The organism is Flagellimonas cixiensis (assembly GCF_042134615.1).
Lineage (GTDB): Bacteria > Bacteroidota > Bacteroidia > Flavobacteriales > Flavobacteriaceae > Flagellimonas > Flagellimonas cixiensis.
On sequence record NZ_CP169639.1, the window covers coordinates 290,093 to 308,284 of the forward strand.

The following is an 18,192-nucleotide window of genomic DNA, read 5'->3' on the forward strand; positions in this document are numbered from 1 at the left end:
CATCATGAAAAAAATAATCCCATTTCTTTTTTTAGTTTTCATTATTGCGTGTAAAAACGCTCCATCGGTAGCTAAATCCGACCTTCATTATTTAAATGGGTATTGGGAAATTTCGGAAGTGGAGTTCCCTGATGGTAGTTTGAAAGCGTACGGCCTTAACTCCAATATCGACTTCATTCAATTGGAAGACGGTAAAGGATTTCGAAAAAAACTACAGGCAAATCTGGGTGGCACTTATGACACTTCGAATCATGATGTGGAACAGTTGACTATTAGTCCCTCCAACGACATTTTTATTATGAGTTATGATAATGAATTCAGTCATTGGGAGGAAAAATTGGTCCAACTCGACTCCCTTTCATTTTCAGTAGTGAACAATGAAGGTGTCACCTATAGCTATAAACGTTTCGAACCCATTAAAATCCCGCAATAATGGCCAAAAGACAAAATACCAACCTTCCATTAAGTGAGGCGTTAAACGAGTTCATTAAAGAAAATAAGCTCCAAAAAGGTATAGATAAAGTGGATGTTCGTGAGGCTTGGGTAAATTTAATGGGCAATGGGGTCAACAATTACACCACCGGCGTAGAGCTCAGAAATGAAACGCTGTTTATTTCCCTTTCATCATCCGTGTTGCGAGAAGAATTGAGCTTGGGCAAATCCAAGATCATTAAAATGGTGAATGAAGAACTGGGACGTGAATTGGTAAAGAAATTGGTATTGCGATAAAAGTGTAGTCATTTCGACAGAGCGTAGCAACGAGAAATCTAATTAAAACCTAAAAGAGATTTTTCACATTGCTCAAAATGAGAAATAAAAAAAGCCACCCAAATTGAGTGGCTTCCTTAATTTTTATATGCTGGTTTTTAGAAGATTTCGCGACCTGAAAAATGGAAAGCTCCTTCAATGGCAGCATTCTCATCGCTATCAGAACCGTGAACCGCATTTTCACCGATACTTGCGGCATACAATTTACGGATAGTACCTTCCGCAGCATCCGCAGGATTGGTAGCTCCGATCAATGCACGAAAATCATCAACTGCGTTGTCTTTTTCCAAGATGGCAGCAACAATAGGACCTCTGGTCATAAATTCAACCAACTCTCCAAAAAATGGACGCTCTCTATGGATGCCATAAAATTCCTCTGCATCTCTCTTGCTCAATTGCGTGTACTTCATGGCTACGATTTTGAATCCAGCAGCCGTTATTTTTTCCAAGATTGCACCGATGTATCCGTTTTCAACAGCATCTGGCTTAATCATGGTAAATGTTCTATTTCCAGTCATTTTTTATAGAATTTTGCGCAAAAGTACGGTTTTTCAATCAACGCACAAGGTCTAATAGATTTGTTTTAGCTCTTGAAGCACGGTACCATGGTCACCCATCATTTTAAAAACCACCGCTTTGTTCTCAAAATTGAAATCAATAATACCGTAGCTTTTATCGGAAACCACTTTCCCCTCCCTAAACTGGTTGGGCTCTCCGCTAAAACTTGAATAGGAATGTGTGAGTCCACTGCTGGTGAAATCTATCAAAGGATAATTCAATCCCTCTACCTCGGTTTTTGAAAACTCCGAAATATGTCGATCACCCGAAAGAATAATCACCCCTTTGGCTTTGGACTCGGCAATCATTTGCTCCAATTTCTCGACTTCTTTAGGAAAATTGCCCCAAGTTTCAAAGCCGTGTTCCCCGGACAATACTTGAATGCTGGACATAATCAAATTGAAATCGGCATGGGAATCTACAAGTTCCTTTTGGAGCCATTCCCACTGTGCACTACCCAAAACCGTGGCATTTTCATCAAAATTGGCTTGATATCGTCTATTGGGGTCTTCATCTTTCAATAATTCTGTTCGGAAATATCGAGTATCCAACACAATCACTTTCACCGTACCTTTTGGCGTTTCATATTCGTGGGCCGCATAAACACCCTCTCGAGTTCTTCGCTCGCTATCCGCGGGCACGCCCATAAAATCCAAAAACACTTGTTGACTTTCTTTTTTAATGGAGAAATCTGCACCTCCATCATTGAGGCCAAAATCGTGATCGTCCCAAGTACCAATAATGGGTACTTCGGCTTTTAGTTTTGCATATCCAGCTACACTGTCCTGCATCGCATAAATGGTCCTAAGCCTGTCCACATCATCCGTGTCGGCATACACAATATCTCCACCCCAAATCCAAACATCAGGTGCTTCAACCAAAATATCATCCCAAAAAGGATTGGGTTCCTGGGACATGTTACAAGAACCAAAGGCAACGGTAAAATCGGCAGCAGGTTTTGGAGTTTCAACGGTTGTGTTTTCTACTTTCTTTTTGCATCCACTTAATAGGGCAACAGCAACAAACAATGCCGTAAATCGGTTCATAGGTTAGGTTTTTGATGTTTCAAAAATAAGGATAAAGCGAGTTTCCTCTATATTATATTATTGTATATTTGGGCGCATGAATTCAGCGGACATCACGACAGTAAAGTCGATACTTTCCCAACCTCAAAAGATTGCCATAATCCCTCATAAGAATCCCGATGGAGATGCCATGGGCTCTTGTTTGGCGCTACATGCATTTTTAAAGGGCATGGGACACATTGCACAGGTTATTGCACCGAACGATTATCCTAAATTCTTAAAATGGATGCCTGGGAATGATTCTGTTCTTAATTTTGAAAAGGAAAACCGTCAGGCTAAATCCTTTTTGGATGGGGCTACGCTGATTTTCACTTTGGATTTTAACGACCTGTCCCGTGTTGGGCAAATGCAAACGGTTTTAGAGGAGTCTACCGTTGATTTTATCATGATCGACCACCATCAACAACCCAGTGATTATGCCAAAGTGACCTATTCGGATGTAACCATGAGCTCCACTTGTGAAATGGTCTATAATTTTATCGATTTCCTTGGCGCTACGGATAGCATCACCAAAGAAATTGCCACCAACCTCTACACCGGCATTATGACGGATACGGGTTCCTTTAAATATAGGTCCACATCGAGCAAAACACATCGCGTGGTTGCAGAATTGATTGACAAGGGTGCTGAAAACATGGAAATCCATAGACAGGTGTTCGATACCAACTCACCATCAAGATTACATTTATTGGGGGTTGCCTTGAGCAATATGGTGATATTGCCTGAATATAAAACGGCATACATTACACTTACCCAAGAGGAATTGGATGAACATGGTTTCAAAAAAGGAGACACCGAAGGCTTTGTAAACTATGGCCTAACCCTGGAGGATATTATTTTTGCCCTTATTTTTATCGAAAACAAGGAAGAGGGGATCATAAAAATTTCACTAAGGTCTGTTGGGGATTTTTCTGTGAATGCGTTTGCCCGTGAGCATTTTAATGGTGGAGGACACGATAATGCAGCCGGAGGAAGAAGCGACCTCAGCATGGAAGAAACAGTTGCCCAATTCAACGAGATTTTAAAAAACTATAAAAGCCAATTAAATTCATGAGACCTGTTTTAGTATTTCTTTTGGCCCTTTTGTTCATCAATTGTGGTGGACCTGAACCTAGAAGACCTGTAGAGGTTAAATCTGGGAGCTATTTCAAGGAATCTATTGAACGCAATAAACAATTATTGGCTATTGAGGAGAAATTGATTGAAGAAATTATCCAAAAAGACACCTTGCACGAATACTTGTCCAGTCCAAACGGATTTTGGTACTATTTTGAAACCAAAAACGACACCGCGACCTATTTACCAAAAACAGGTGATCAAGTATTGTTTTCATACAATTTAATGACATTGGACAACGACACTATTTACACTGCGGATGAAATTGGAACCGCATCCTATGTAATCGACAAACAGCAATTGTTCCCTGGTCTTCAAAATGCATTGAAATTGCTCAAGATTTCTGAAAAAGCATCCTTTTTGTTTCCATCGCCACAAGCGTATGGCTACCAAGGGGACAACAATAAAATTGGGCCAAAAACCCCATTAAAATCATCGGTGGTATTACACACGATCATAATTGATAACGACAGTATAAACTAAATCTTTACATTAAACATGAAAAAATCACTTTACCTAATAGCCGCTTTTACCTTGGTTTTATTTGGTTGCAAATCGAGCAAATATGCCGATTTGGGAGACGGTATTTTTGCCGACATCCAAACTTCCAAAGGAGACATCATTATTAAACTGGAGTACCAAAAAACTCCTGTAACCGTGGCCAACTTTGTATCCTTGGCCGAGGGGAACAATCCTTTTGTGAATGAGGAATACAAAGACAAGAAATTCTACGATGGTATTATTTTCCACAGGGTCATCAAAGATTTTATGCTTCAAGGAGGTGACCCAACCGGTTCTGGAAGTGGTAATATCGGTTATACTTTTAAAGATGAGTTCAACGATTCGTTACTCCACTCCAAAAAAGGAATTTTGTCCATGGCCAACAGAGGTCCAAAAACCAATAGCAGCCAGTTTTTCATTACCCATAAAGAAACGCCGTGGTTAAATGGAAAACATACCGTTTTTGGAGAAGTGGTTAGCGGACTTGAAGTAGTTGATACCATCGCGAATGTTAAAACTGGCCCAAGAGACAAGCCTGAAGTTGATGTGGTGATGAACCATGTGGAAATTGTTCGCAATGGAAAAGAAGCGAAAAAATTTGACGCTGTTCAAATTATGTCCGACTATTTTGAAGAGGCAAAATTGGTCGAAGCAGAATTCAAAAAAATGAAAGAGGATTTGGCAGCTGAATTCACCGAACAAATTGCTCAGGCTGAAGAAACCGAATCTGGACTTAAAATTCTAAAATTAAAAGAAGGCGAAGGCGAACAACCTAAAATTGGTCAAATGGCCTTGGTAAACTATGCAGGTTGGTTGTTCAATGGTGACCTTTTTGACAGCAACATCCAAGAAATTGCTGAAAAATTCAATCAATTGAATCCAGGTAGAAGAGACCAAGGAGGGTATACACCTTTCCCAATGTCTTACAGCCCAGATGCCCAATTGGCCGCTGGTTTCCGTGAGGGATTGTTGACCATGAAAGTTGGTGACAAAGTTCGTTTGTTCATCCCTCCACATTTGGGTTATGGCGATAACGATTACGGACCAATTCCTGGTGGTTCCACATTGGTTTTCGATGTTGAAATCGTAGGGATCCAATAAAAAAGAGTATATCTCAAAACATAAAAAAACCGTACTTTTCAGTGCGGTTTTTTTATGCCGTTAACCAAATTAAACCCTATCATTTTTTTTGATGCGTCAAAAAGTCAAAACCGTAATCCTTATTGCACTGCCAATTCAAATTCTTTTGGTGCAATGGATTGCCGGCTACCCCAACGTTGTTGAAGATTACTACAGCAATGGCATCTACCCCATTATTTCAAGGGTATTGAGAACCTTGTTCGGTTGGTTACCTTTTTCATTTGGTGATATTTTGTACACTGCGGCCACCATTGTAGCCATTCGATACGTATACAAGCATTGGAAAAAAATCATTTCCAAACCCCTATACTTTTTAAAGGATGTGATTGTTGTACTTTCCATAGTGTTTTTTGCCTTTCACTTTTTATGGGGAATGAATTACCATCGGCAACCCATAACATGGAAACTGAACATAGAACGTGAATATACAGCTATCGAATTAGTGGATTTCACAAAATATCTGGTTGAAAAAACCAATCAATATCAACAACAGATTACAGGGGACTCCATTTCACCAGTACATCTTTCAAATTCTAGGAAAAAAGTTTTTGACCAAACAAAAACAGCCTATGATTTCTTGGGCATCATGTACCCCGACTTTGAATACAAAAGCCAAAGTCTAAAATCATCAATTTATAGCATTCCGTTAACCTATATGGGCTATGGGGGATACCTGAACCCTTTCACCAATGAAGCACAAGTAAATGGAGTCACTCCGCGATTTAGGTTGCCCGTGGTGAGCGGTCATGAGGTAGGACATCAATTGGGGTATTCTGCAGAAGATGCCACTAATTTTATTGGGACTTTGGTCACTTTACAAAGCAACGACCCCTACTTTAAGTATTCGGCCTATCACCATGCATTGGGATATTGCCTTTCCGATTTATTTTATAAAGACGAAGCAGCCTATGAGGCCATATTGCCAACCCTTCACGTTGGAGTGAAAAAAAACTTTCAAGAATTACGGGAATTTTGGGAAAAATATGAGAACCCCCTAGAGCCTGTTTTTAAATCTGTGTTCAACACATTTTTAAAGGCGAACAACCAAAAGGAAGGCATCAAAAGTTACAACTCCATGGTAGGGTTAATGATCAACTATCGCAAAGCCCACCCAGAGCACTTTTGAAACTTGTGAAGAACTATCACAAAGCCTATCTTTAAACCAACTAATTCAATTAAAACCGTATGAAACTTAAACTTTTAGCGCTGTTCCTGTTCATGGGCGGTGTTTCTTTGTTTGCACAGGATTACTTTCCGATCAACGACGGTGTAAAAGCAAAGAAGAACAACAATTACATGGCATTCACCAATGCCAAGATCTATGTAACTCCAACGCAAATCATCAACAATGGAACCCTGCTTATCCAAAACGGAAAAGTGGTTCAGGTGGGTAAATCCATAAGTATTCCAAAGAATGCTGTGGTTGAGGATTTGGATGGAAAATCCATTTACCCATCCTTTATCGATGTATTCTCTGGATTTGGAGTAGAAAAACCAAAACGTGCCCCAGGTGGCGGAAGATCGGCGCAATATGAACCTACAAGAGAAGGGTTCTATTGGAACGACCACATTATGCCAGAAAAAAATGCCATCAGCAGTTTTAAGTATGATGCCAAAAAAGCCAGTGATCTTAGAAAAGCTGGATTCGGTACCGTAAATGCTCACATTGAAGATGGTATTGCACGAGGAACCGGAGTTCTGGTGGCTTTGAACGACGAAGCCAGCGAAGCGCAACGTATCCTTTCCGATAAATCGGCACAATACTTCAGTTTTTCCAAAAGTGTTACATCTCCACAATCCTACCCAGGTTCTTTAATGGGTGCCATGGCTTTGATGAGACAAGTGTACCACGATATGGATTGGTACAGTAAAGGCAATATAGACACCAAGGACCGTTCTTTGGAAGCTATGATTGCCAACAAAGGTTTAACGCAAATCTATGCGGCTGGTGATAATGGCAATGTACTACGCGCCGATAAAATTGGTGATCAATTTGGTGTTCAGTACACTATTTTAGGTGGTGGCGATGAATACCTTTTTATTAATGACATTAAGGCAACCAATGCCAAGTTGATTGTTCCCATCAACTTCCCCGATGCCTATGATGTTTCAAATCCTTATCAAGCCCAATATATCGAATTGAAGGACATGAGACACTGGAACATGGCCCCATCCAACCCAAAGGTATTGGCTGAAAACGGTGTTGATTTCTCCATTACTTTACACGGATTAAAGTCTCCAAAAGACCTTAAGGACAAATTGATGAAAGCCATTACCTATGGCCTTTCAAAAACCAAAGCCTTGGAGGCCCTAACCACCATTCCTGCTGAAATTTTGGGAAAAACTGGTGAAATTGGTTCCTTACAAACGGGTAGTCAAGCGAATTTCTTGATCACTTCCGGGGATATTTTCGATAAAGGCACCATTCTTTATGAAAACTGGGTGCAAGGAACTAAAGACATCATCCAGAACAAGGACATTAAAGATGTGAGAGGTGACTACAACCTAGCACTAGGTGGAAACACCTACACGGTTTCTTTAACGGGTTCTATAGACAAGCCAAAGGCTGAAATCAAAAAAGGGGACGATAAATTAGATTCCAAAATTGATTATTCTGCAGACTGGTTAAACCTTTCTTTCACAGAAGACAAAATTGGTTCCTACAGATGGGTTGCTCATGTGACCGACAACTCTGGCACCATTAAAGGTAAGGCCGTTGATCCAAACGGAAACGAATCCATGGCGACCTTAACGCGTACCAAAGCTTTTGAAGAAAAAGAAGACAAAGAATCCACCACCGAAGCACCTCAATTGATGTCGCTCACCTACCCAAATGTAGGCTACGGATATACTTCAAAACCAAAACAAGAAACCATTCTGTTTAAAAATGCCACGGTTTGGACCGGTGAAAGCATTTTGGAAAATACCGACGTATTGATCAAAGGAGGTAAAATCTCAAAGGTTGGAAAAGACCTTCGTGCCGGTGGTGCAAAAGTTGTAGACGCCACTGGAAAACACCTTACGGCCGGTATAATTGATGAGCATACCCATATTGCCGCACTATCAATTAACGAAGGTGGACATAATTCTTCCGCCGAAGTACGCATGGAGGATGTTGTTGACCCAACACACATTGGTATTTACCGCGATCTTGCTGGTGGTGTAACAGCCGCCCAATTATTGCACGGTTCTGCCAATCCAATTGGTGGACAATCAGCCATTCTACGTTTAAAATGGGGTGAAAGTGCCGAAGGGCTTCTATTCGAAAATGCACCTAAATTTATCAAGTTTGCTTTGGGTGAAAACGTAAAGCAATCCAACTGGGGCAGTTATTCGAGATTCCCTCAAACAAGAATGGGAGTTGAGCAAGTGTACACAGATTACTTCCAACGTGCCAAAGAATACGATGCCAAAAAGAAAAGTGGAGAGCCTTATCGCTATGATGAGGAAATGGAAACTTTGGCTGAAATATTAAATGGAGAACGATTCATTTCATGTCACTCGTATGTGCAAAGTGAGATCAACATGATGATGAAAGTAGCCGAGAAATTTGGTTTTCGCGTGAATACCTTCACCCATATTTTGGAAGGGTACAAAGTAGCCGATAAAATGGCCGAGCATGGCGTTGGAGGTGGAACTTTCAGTGACTGGTGGGCTTATAAATACGAGGTGAATGACGCTATTCCATACAATGCAGCCATTATGAGCAGTCAAGGCTTAACTGTTGCCATCAATAGTGATGATGCCGAAATGTCCAGAAGATTGAACCAAGAAGCTGGTAAAACAGTTAAATATGGAGGAATGTCTGAAATTGAAGCTTGGAAAACCGTTACCCTAAACCCTGCCAAGTTGTTGCACTTGGATGATCGCGTAGGAAGTATTGAAGAAGGAAAAGAAGCAGATGTAGTGCTTTGGAGCGACCATCCACTTTCTGTCTACGCAAAAGCAGAAAAAACCTTGATTGAAGGTAAAGTTTACTTCGATTTGGAAAAAGATAAAGAAATGCGCGAAGCGATTAAAAAAGAGCGTAATCTACTTATTGGAATGATGCTGAACGAAGGAAAAAAAGGAGGACCAACACGTACTCCTGTCCAAAGTGAGAAACAAACCTTTGAATGTGAAACCCTTTAAAAATTACATCATGAAAAAACTATTTTTAATCATAGCTATTGTTTTTGGGGTTTCATTGAATGCACAACAAACCCCTGCGCCACAACAATCGGAGCAGATTGCCATCATCGGTGCCACTGCGCACGTTGGTAATGGTGAGGTTATAGAAAATTGCACCATCATTTTTAAAGATGGAAAAATAACCGCTATTGGTGCAGATTTAATGGCTCCGACCGTTGGAACCATGATCAATGCCGAAGGAAAACATGTTTACCCTGGGTTTATTGCCCCATCCAAATCCTTAGGTTTGGTAGAGGTGAATGCGGTAAGAGCAAGTGATGACCAAGATGAAATCGGTGAAATGATTCCTCATGTAAGAAGTATCATCGCTTACAACGCAGAATCCAAAGTCGTGGAAAGTATGCGCCCAAATGGAGTGCTTATTGGTCAGGTAACACCTCAAGGTGGAACTATTTCAGGAACCTCAAGCATCGTCCAATTTGATGCCTGGAATTGGGAAGATGCCGCCATCAAAACTGACGATGGTATCCACATGAACTGGCCCAACTTCTTTAGAAGAGGTAGATGGTGGGCTGGTGAGCCAAGAGGCTTTAGACCCAACGAAGACTATGGTAAAGAAATGGACGATATAAAAATGTTTTTCGAAAATTCTGATGCATACAGCAAAGCTGATGAAAAAGAGAAAAACTTGCCATTTGCTGCCATGGAAGGTCTTTTTGACGGTTCCAAAAAATTGTATATCCACGCGGATGGAGAAAAGGAGATTACCGATGCGGTAACTTTTGCCAAGGCAGTTGGAGTAAAGCACATTGTACTGGTTGGTGGCTACAGAGCGTACCGAATTACCGAATTTTTGAAAGAAAACAACATTCCTGTTTTGGTGAACGTGACCCATTCCCTTCCGAAAATGGAAGATGATGATTACGACCTACCTTATAAATTACCAAAACTATTGGTAGATGCAGGTCTATTGGTTGGTATTCAGAATGAGGACATGAGCAACTTCCAAACCCGAAATATGGGCTTTTATGCCGGTCAAGCCGTAGCGCAAGGCCTTGATAAGGAAACCGGAATTAAAATGCTGACAGGCAACACCGCCAAAATTCTAGGTATCGACGATATGTACGGTACTTTGGAGGTAGGCAAAAGTGCCACTTTATTTATTTCGGAAGGTGATGCCATGGACATGCGTACCAATCAATTGACCAAAGCCTTTATCGATGGCAGGGATATTTCTTTGGAAACCCACCAGACCGAACTTTGGAAAAGGTACATGGGCAAATACGAAAGAGAAGGAAAATAATTTTTTCCAATTAATACAAAAAGAAAGCGGCGTTCGATGGAACGCCGCTTTTTTGTTTCACATAATTGATTATTTTCCTTTAACCGGAACAGCTTTTGCACCTTCTGACATAGCATAAAAACTTTTAGGTTGTGGCACTTTGCTCAACTTTACGTTTTCAAAAGTCACTGTACTCACTGGCTCTTTCAATTCTCGCCCCTCATAACTGAACCAAGAAATGGATTTTGGCAATACAAGCCCATTGATTTGTTGCCAATCATGGTACCGAATCCATCTCACGTTATCGGAACTTTCTCCAGACCTATACGTAACAGTATAGCCCAACCAAGCCATTTGATGCGTTTTGGGTTTAAAATGAATATAATATTCATCCTTGGATGAAGCCCCTACCCCATTTTGGTACGCTATTTTCATTCCGGGATACGATATTCCCTCAAATTCCAAAGCCTCCGTATCGGAATACATGATGCCGTCATCAGCCAACACAAACGGCATGGCATAGAAGTAGAACATCAAATTATGATAAAAAGCAGCATCACCTTTGTATTGTTCTTCAAGATCAAGTAACCAAACTTCCTTTCCATCAAATCCCATGGAGAATTGTTCGGTGTCCACCCTATCCAATCGAGACCAAAGGTCTATGGTATGCGTTTCAGGCAATTCTGGTTTGGGAAGCACAAAAGACAGGGTTCGCTGGCTCTTCCATAGTTTCAATCCGCCATGGGCATCAAAAATGTGGGACATAGCCTCGGGATAATGGGATTTTTCTACAACAGTTTCTTTTGGTTCCGTTGTGCTGGTTTCTTCTTTTTTTGGAGTTTCTTTACAGGCCAAAATGGACATGAAAGAGAGTAGGATGGTTATTTTTTTCATGAAATATATTTTGTCCTTGGTCGAAAAGCCCTTTTTTAAATTACAAGAAATCCTATTTTTACCCTGTGATGGAAACCAAATTGATCAGTAGTGTCCAAAACCCTTTGGTTAAAAAAATCCTCCAACTGAAGGAAAAATCCCGTGAACGCAAAAAGTCAGGCCTATTTGTTCTGGAAGGCAGACGCGAGATACAACTTGCCCAAAAAGGAGATTATCAAATCAAAACACTACTGTATTGCGAAGAAATTATTTCCATTAGCCAAATTGAAAAAGAACTCGATCTTGCCCATGTTGAAGTGATTGCCATAACCAAAGCTGTTTACGAAAAATTGGCACATCGCGGCACTACGGAAGGCATTATTAGCTTAGTGAAAAGCAAATCGCACACCTTAAACGATATTTCTTTCACTTCGACAACGCCTTTAGTGTTGGTGGCCGAAGCGCCAGAAAAACCAGGAAACATCGGTGCACTTTTACGCACTGCAGACGCCGCGGCTGTAGATGCCGTTCTTATAGCAAATCCCAAATCTGACCTATATAACCCAAACATTATCCGTTCCAGCGTTGGCTGTGTGTTTACCAAACAGATTGCCATGGGCACCACGGAACAGATCATTGATTTTTTAAAAACCAACCAAATAAAAATTTACTGTGCTGCACTAACAGCTTCCAAAAACTATGTGGACTGCGACTTTATAGGAGCAACCGCAATGGTAATGGGAACAGAGGCCACGGGTTTAACCGAAGAATGGCTTCAAAACTCCGACCAAAATATAATTATTCCGATGCAAGGCGAGATAGATTCCATGAATGTCTCGGTATCGGCCGCAATACTTATATTTGAAGCGAAGCGGCAGCGCGGATTTTAAGCTATGGAAAAAAACATACTCTTTTATGTAATACTTGTAATACTGGTAGTCCAATTTTTGGTCCATCAAGTTTTGGAGTATCTCAATGCCAAACGATTTAAATCCACCGTACCTGCCGAACTTTCTGATGTGTACAACGAATCTGAATACAAAATATCCCAGCAGTACAAACAAACCAACTATAAGTTTGGATTGGTTTCTGATGGGTTTTCCTTGTTGCTCACCCTATGCTTTTTATGGTTCGGTGGATTTGAATGGGTAGATAAAATCACTCGTTCCTACACGGAAAACACGATTCCAATGGCATTGGTTTTCTTCGGAATCATTACCATTGGCAGCGCCATTTTAGGCCTTCCATTTTCTTATTATAGAACTTTTGTGATTGAAGAAAAATACGGTTTTAACAAAACCACCAAGAAGCTTTTCTTTTCAGACAAAGTGAAAGGTGGCATTTTGGCCGCTGTTTTAGGTGGGGGAATCCTATCCATCTTTATTTGGTTTTATCAAGCCGCAGGACCCAATTTTTGGTTATATGCCTGGGCCATGATTGGAATATTTATGTTGTTCATCAATCTATTTTATAGCAGGTTGATAGTGCCTTTGTTCAATAAACAAACACCTTTGGACGATGGAAGTTTAAAAACTGCGATTGAAACCTATGCACAAAAGGTCGGTTTTGAGCTCAAAAATATTTTTGTGATTGATGGTTCCAAACGTTCCACCAAAGCCAATGCCTATTTTTCGGGTTTTGGTAAAGAAAAACGCATCACCTTGTTCGACACCTTGATCAATGACCTGGATGAGGATGAAATTGTGGCCGTTTTGGCACACGAGGTTGGACATTACAAACGAAACCATATTATTTTTAACTTGGCAGTTTCTTTGCTGACGATTGGGTTCACCCTTTACATTCTTTCATTGTTCATCAACCATCCTGAAATTTCTCAAGCGATTGGCGTGAGCACACCGAGTTTTCATGCAGCGCTGATTGGGTTTACCCTTTTATACAGTCCCATTTCAGAAATCACCGGGTTGGCCATGAATTACTTATCCAGAAAATTTGAGTTTCAAGCCGATGATTATGCCAAGACTACTTTTGCGGCAACACCTTTGGTCACATCTTTAAAAAAACTATCCAAAAAGAGTTTGAGCAACCTTACGCCACACCCTGCTTACGTATTTGTACACTATTCCCACCCACCATTGGTGGAACGCATAAGAAACTTGCGGGCATAGTTTTTGTTGTTTAGGTAATAAGATTGTAGTAATTTTAATAGACTATGACGGAGGCTGCTATAGAAAAAGAAAACAAAGAAATTGCAAAGCAATACAAAGAATTGCTTCGCATCAGCTATCAAACTTTGACCGACGAGGACAAAAAATTGATACGCTCCGCTTTTGATGTGGCTGTGGATGCCCATAAAGAACAAAGGCGAAAATCGGGAGAAGCATACATTTTCCATCCCATTGCCGTAGCTAAAATTGTGGCTTCGGAAATTGGGTTGGATGCTGTTTCCATTGCCTCTGCCCTGCTTCACGATGTTGTGGAGGATACTCCGTACACTTTGGATGACATTGAGCGAATGTTCGGGGAAACCGTGGCACGAATCGTTGACGGCCTCACCAAAATTGCGCATTTAAAAAAAGACAAAGACATAAGTCAGCAAGCAGAGAACTTTAGAAAAATGTTGCTGACCCTTCATGATGATGTTCGTGTAATCATCATCAAAATTGCAGACCGATACCACAATATGCTCACCATGGATTCCATGCCAGAGCACAAACAGGTAAAAATTGCATCGGAAACACTCTATATCTATGCCCCATTGGCGCATAGAATTGGGCTTTACAATATTAAGACCGACTTAGAAGACCTTGCCTTAAAATATACCGAGCCAGAGGTCTACTATGATATTTTGGGCAAAATTGAAGATACCGAAGAGGAGAATTTGGCCTATATCGAATCCTTCTCCGATGTGATTCGAAACTCGTTGGATCGCGAAGGGCTCAATTACTTCATAAAAGGAAGGATGAAATCCATTTTCTCCATCCGCAGAAAGATGAAGGCCCAAAACGTAACTTTTGAAGAGGTTTACGATAAATTCGCCATTCGAATCATCTATAAATCCGACCGAAAGAATGAAAAATTCTTGGCCTGGAAAATTTACTCTATTGTAACGGATCACTTTACCCCTAACCCTATTCGACTGCGTGATTGGATTACCTCTCCCAAGTCAACCGGGTATGAAGCACTCCACATTACCGTTATGGGACCAAAAGGCAAATGGGTCGAAGTGCAGATACGAAGTGAGCGTATGCACGAAATTGCCGAAAAAGGGTATGCCGCCCACTTTAAATACAAACACGGAAACCAAAAAGAACAAGGCATAGAGGAATGGCTCAATAAATTACAGGAAGCCTTGGAAAGCTCCAATGGCAATGCTGTGGATTTTGTTGAAGAGTTTAAACTGAACCTCTACGCCAAAGAAATATTTGTGTTTACCCCCAAGGGAGACTTGAAATCCATGCCCAAAGGTGCCACTGCTTTGGATTTTGCTTTCAACATCCACACCGAAGTGGGAATGCGCACCCGTGGAGCCAAGGTGAATGGAAAGTTGGTTCCTTTAGGAACGGTATTGCGCAGCGGTGACCAAGTGGAAATAATCACCTCCGACAGTGCCAAACCCACCCAAAACTGGTTGGATTACGCACAAACGGCTCGTGCCCGTGCCAAAATCAAATCTTCGCTAAGTGAGGAGAAAAAAGAAGTGGCCGCAGAAGGAAAAGAAATCCTTCGAAGAAAATTAAAAGCGCAAAAAATCAATTTGAACGAGGATTCGGTAAACAAACTGGTCAATTATTTCAAATTAAAAACCAGTTTGGACCTCTTCTACCGTGTGGGTATTGGTGTTATTGATAACGACAAGCTAAAAGACTTTTCATCCTCTTATCACAATGCATTTATCAATTTCTTTAAAAACAGGATGCGCAAAACCCCTGTTCCCAAGGATATTGACAAAAATGAGATTACCGTTAAGTACGATTTGCTCGTATTCGGAAAAGAAGAGGAACGCCTCAGCTACAAATTATCCCAATGCTGTAACCCTATCCCTGGGGACGATGTATTTGGGTTTGTAAGCGTAAACGACGGCATCAAAGTACATAAAAAGAACTGCCCCAACGCCATTTCATTACAATCCAATTACGCCTACAGAATTATCAGTGCCAAATGGATTGATTCTTCACAAGAGGAATTTTCTGTGGACATTCAATTGATGGGAATCGACAACATGGGATTGGTGAAGGATATTACCAAAATCATTTCAGAAAACATGCACGTGAACATGCGAAATCTGAATTTTAATGCAGATGGAGGCACCTTTAAAGGAAAGATTACCCTGGTGGTTAAAAACAATAACATCCTTAAAAAGCTCATTGAGAATTTAAAGCAGGTCGAAGGTATCCACAAAGTAACCAGAATTTAATTTTTAGCTGTACCTTTGTACATTAGCAGAGCTATTAAGCTTATGGACAACAATAAAAATCAGGAAATTGTAAAAAACGTGTTCACCACTTTCTTAGAGGAAAATGGACATAGAAAAACACCTGAGCGCTACGCCATTTTACAAGAAATTTACGAAAGTGACGACCATTTTGATGTAGAATCCCTTTACATTAAAATGAAGACCAAGAATTACAGGGTGAGCCGTGCCACACTCTACAACACCATAGAACTATTGTTGGATTGCAAGTTGGTGCGCAAACACCAATTTGGGAAAAATCAGGCCCAATACGAAAAATCGTATTTCGACCGTCAACACGACCACGTAATCTTGACCGATACCGGCGAAGTTGTGGAGTTTTGTGACCCACGCATCCAATCCATCAAAAAAACGATAGAAGAGGTATTTGATATAAAAATCAATACCCACTCTTTATATTTCTACGGAACCCGAAACAAAGAAGAAGGAAACCTAACTGAATAACCCGAACATTACATGGTAGATTTATTGCTTGGACTCCAATGGGGAGACGAAGGAAAAGGAAAAATAGTTGATGTACTCACCAAGGAATACGATATTATCGCACGCTTTCAAGGAGGACCAAATGCTGGCCACACCTTGGAGTTCGATGGCATAAAGCACGTTTTACACACCATTCCCTCTGGGATTTTTCATAAAAATGCCATCAACATTGTGGGTAACGGAGTTGTAATCGACCCTGTTATCTTCAAAAAAGAATTGGATAACCTGGAGCAATTCAATATTGATATTGTTTCCAAACTTTTTATTTCCAGAAAGGCACACCTGATTTTACCAACACACCGTTTGTTGGATGCTGCTTCTGAAGCTTCAAAGGGAAAAGCAAAAATTGGCTCCACCCTTAAGGGTATTGGTCCAACCTATATGGACAAGACCGGAAGAAACGGAATGCGTGTGGGTGATTTGGAATTTGATGATTGGAAGACCAAATACCGTGCGCTGGCAGATAAGCATGAGACCATGATAGATTTCTACAATGTGGACATTCAATATAATTTGGCCGAATTGGAAGCCGAGTTCTGTGAAGGTGTTGAAATGTTGAAGAAATTGACCTTCATCGACAGTGAAGAATATATGTTCAATGCCCAAGCAGAGAACAAGAAAATATTGGCCGAAGGAGCCCAAGGTTCTTTGTTGGATATTGATTTTGGAACCTACCCCTTCGTAACCTCTTCCAATACCACTGCAGCAGGTGCTTGTACTGGATTGGGCGTGGCACCCAACAAAATTAAAAGGGTATTCGGAATTTTTAAGGCCTATACCACCCGTGTGGGCAGTGGTCCCTTCCCCACCGAACTTTTTGATGAAGATGGAGAAACCATGGGCCGCGTAGGCAATGAATTTGGTGCCACCACTGGTAGGCCTAGACGTTGCGGTTGGTTAGACCTTGTAGCCTTAAAGTATGCTGTTCAAATTAATGGGGTAACCGAATTGATGATGATGAAGGCCGATGTTTTGAGTGGCTTCAAAACCATAAAGGTTTGTACCGCCTACAAATACAAAGGAGAGGAAATTAAACACCTACCTTACAATATCGAAGAAGAGTACGTAACTCCAATTTACACCGAAATGAAAGGTTGGGCCAAAGACCTCACCAAACTCACCAAAGCAGAGGATTTACCACCTGCCTTGAACGATTACATCGCGTTTTTGGAAGAGCAATTGGAAGTTCCAATCAAGATTGTTTCCGTAGGGCCTGATAGATTGCAGACCATCCACAGGTAAGTTTTTTTAATGATTCAATAATAAGGTGATGGAATTTCATCAAAACTTAAGGGCATGACCAAAGACATCCTTAAAGACCTTATTGAGCAGAACAGGACTACTTGCGACTTTTCCTTCAAGGCAATAACACAGGAAAATAGTTTTCTTAGGTTAAACGAGGATACAGCGTCGGTGGGTTTCATTTATCGGCACCTTGGAGAAATCATGCATCTATTGCTTCAATTTTTGGGCATTTCCACCGATGTACAAAATACTACAATGGGTCAAACAGACACTGGTAAATTGTACAACAAGGAAGAAAGCCAAAAGCTGGTAGACGAAGGCTACCAAAAATTATATGGACTTTTAGACACCCTTTCTGAAGCAGAATGGGCAGAAAAAATTGACACTCCATTTTTTGGTCAAATTTCCAGAGCTAAACTCTTAGGGCATATTCTATATCACAATACCTACCACTGCGGTCAAATAACCTTGATCTTAAAGCGCGCTAAACAAATGTGATGCAGGAACAACGAAATCCCAAAGCTTTCTAAACAGTGTATGCCACTTCCAGTAAAAATCCTACTTTTGGGCAAAATTCT

At 40.8% G+C, this 18,192-nt stretch carries 17 protein-coding genes; 14 read left to right on the forward strand and 3 right to left on the reverse strand.

Annotated elements, in window-relative coordinates; genetic code table 11:
- Nucleotides 1-4 precede the first annotated feature (4 nt).
- Both ABT310_RS01220 and ABT310_RS01225 read left to right on the forward strand, forming a co-directional pair.
- The gene (locus tag ABT310_RS01220) at nt 5-433 is read left to right on the forward strand and encodes a hypothetical protein (protein WP_375324951.1); all 429 of its coding nucleotides are present in this window, start codon (nt 5-7) and stop codon (nt 431-433) included.
- Nucleotides 433-729 carry a DUF721 domain-containing protein gene (locus ABT310_RS01225; protein WP_375324952.1) on the forward strand — a complete coding sequence of 99 codons (297 nt, stop codon included), beginning with the start codon at nt 433-435 and terminating at the stop codon, nt 727-729. The genes ABT310_RS01220 and ABT310_RS01225 overlap by 1 nt, the downstream gene beginning before the upstream one ends.
- A 137-nt stretch (nt 730-866) precedes the next feature.
- On the opposite strand, the gene ABT310_RS01230 is transcribed toward ABT310_RS01225, so the two are convergent.
- Together ABT310_RS01230 and ABT310_RS01235 are read right to left on the reverse strand one after the other, a co-directional pair.
- Nucleotides 867-1,286 (reverse strand): nucleoside-diphosphate kinase, encoded by a 420-nt coding sequence (locus ABT310_RS01230; protein WP_375324953.1) that lies wholly within the window; start codon nt 1,284-1,286, stop codon nt 867-869.
- 51 nt (nt 1,287-1,337) lie between these two features.
- Nucleotides 1,338-2,372: an alkaline phosphatase D family protein gene (locus ABT310_RS01235; RefSeq protein WP_375324954.1), complete on the reverse strand. Its 1,035-nt coding sequence runs from the start codon at nt 2,370-2,372 to the stop codon at nt 1,338-1,340.
- A 76-nt stretch (nt 2,373-2,448) separates the two neighbouring features.
- Between ABT310_RS01235 and ABT310_RS01240 the strand changes: the two genes are divergently transcribed.
- The 6 genes from ABT310_RS01240 to ABT310_RS01265 all read left to right on the forward strand — a co-directional run bounded on the left by ABT310_RS01240 (nt 2,449) and on the right by ABT310_RS01265 (nt 10,602).
- On the forward strand, nt 2,449-3,465 hold the full coding sequence (locus tag ABT310_RS01240) for a bifunctional oligoribonuclease/PAP phosphatase NrnA (protein ID WP_375324955.1): 1,017 nt from the start codon (nt 2,449-2,451) through the stop codon (nt 3,463-3,465).
- Complete coding sequence (gene gldI / locus ABT310_RS01245; RefSeq protein WP_375324956.1) at nt 3,462-4,010, forward strand: gliding motility-associated peptidyl-prolyl isomerase GldI; 549 nt, start codon at nt 3,462-3,464, stop codon at nt 4,008-4,010. Before ABT310_RS01240 ends, gldI begins: the two co-directional genes overlap by 4 nt.
- Before the next feature lie 15 nt (nt 4,011-4,025).
- Entirely contained in the window at nt 4,026-5,129 is a 1,104-nt protein-coding gene (locus ABT310_RS01250; protein WP_375324957.1) for a peptidylprolyl isomerase, read from the forward strand.
- Between the two features lie 91 nt (nt 5,130-5,220).
- Nucleotides 5,221-6,294: a DUF3810 domain-containing protein gene (locus tag ABT310_RS01255; protein ID WP_375324958.1), complete on the forward strand. Its 1,074-nt coding sequence runs from the start codon at nt 5,221-5,223 to the stop codon at nt 6,292-6,294.
- Nucleotides 6,295-6,353: 59 nt separating this feature from the next.
- Entirely contained in the window at nt 6,354-9,299 is a 2,946-nt protein-coding gene (locus tag ABT310_RS01260; RefSeq protein ID WP_375324959.1) for an amidohydrolase family protein, read from the forward strand.
- Between the two features lie 10 nt (nt 9,300-9,309).
- A complete protein-coding gene (locus ABT310_RS01265) occupies nt 9,310-10,602 on the forward strand; it encodes an amidohydrolase (protein ID WP_375324960.1) in 1,293 nt (430 codons plus the stop codon).
- A gap of 69 nt (nt 10,603-10,671) precedes the next feature.
- Here ABT310_RS01265 and ABT310_RS01270 read toward each other — a convergent pair whose 3' ends face one another.
- The gene (locus ABT310_RS01270; RefSeq protein WP_375324961.1) at nt 10,672-11,475 is read right to left on the reverse strand and encodes a DUF6503 family protein; all 804 of its coding nucleotides are present in this window, start codon (nt 11,473-11,475) and stop codon (nt 10,672-10,674) included.
- Nucleotides 11,476-11,543: 68 nt separating this feature from the next.
- Here ABT310_RS01270 and ABT310_RS01275 point away from each other — a divergent pair, with 68 nt between their 5' ends.
- The 6 genes from ABT310_RS01275 to ABT310_RS01300 are packed head-to-tail and all read left to right on the forward strand — an operon-like array spanning nt 11,544 to nt 18,112.
- Nucleotides 11,544-12,344 (forward strand): TrmH family RNA methyltransferase, encoded by an 801-nt coding sequence (locus tag ABT310_RS01275; RefSeq protein WP_375326133.1) that lies wholly within the window; start codon nt 11,544-11,546, stop codon nt 12,342-12,344.
- A 3-nt stretch (nt 12,345-12,347) separates the two neighbouring features.
- Nucleotides 12,348-13,580, forward strand: a complete 1,233-nt coding sequence (locus ABT310_RS01280; RefSeq protein ID WP_375324962.1) for a M48 family metallopeptidase — start codon at nt 12,348-12,350, stop codon at nt 13,578-13,580.
- A 44-nt stretch (nt 13,581-13,624) separates the two neighbouring features.
- Nucleotides 13,625-15,829 (forward strand): RelA/SpoT family protein, encoded by a 2,205-nt coding sequence (locus tag ABT310_RS01285; protein WP_375324963.1) that lies wholly within the window; start codon nt 13,625-13,627, stop codon nt 15,827-15,829.
- A gap of 42 nt (nt 15,830-15,871) precedes the next feature.
- On the forward strand, nt 15,872-16,330 hold the full coding sequence (locus ABT310_RS01290) for a Fur family transcriptional regulator (protein ID WP_375324964.1): 459 nt from the start codon (nt 15,872-15,874) through the stop codon (nt 16,328-16,330).
- A 12-nt stretch (nt 16,331-16,342) separates the two neighbouring features.
- Nucleotides 16,343-17,611: an adenylosuccinate synthase gene (locus ABT310_RS01295; RefSeq protein ID WP_375324965.1), complete on the forward strand. Its 1,269-nt coding sequence runs from the start codon at nt 16,343-16,345 to the stop codon at nt 17,609-17,611.
- A 54-nt stretch (nt 17,612-17,665) separates the two neighbouring features.
- On the forward strand, nt 17,666-18,112 hold the full coding sequence (locus ABT310_RS01300; protein WP_375324966.1) for a DinB family protein: 447 nt from the start codon (nt 17,666-17,668) through the stop codon (nt 18,110-18,112).
- Nucleotides 18,113-18,192 lie beyond the last annotated feature (80 nt).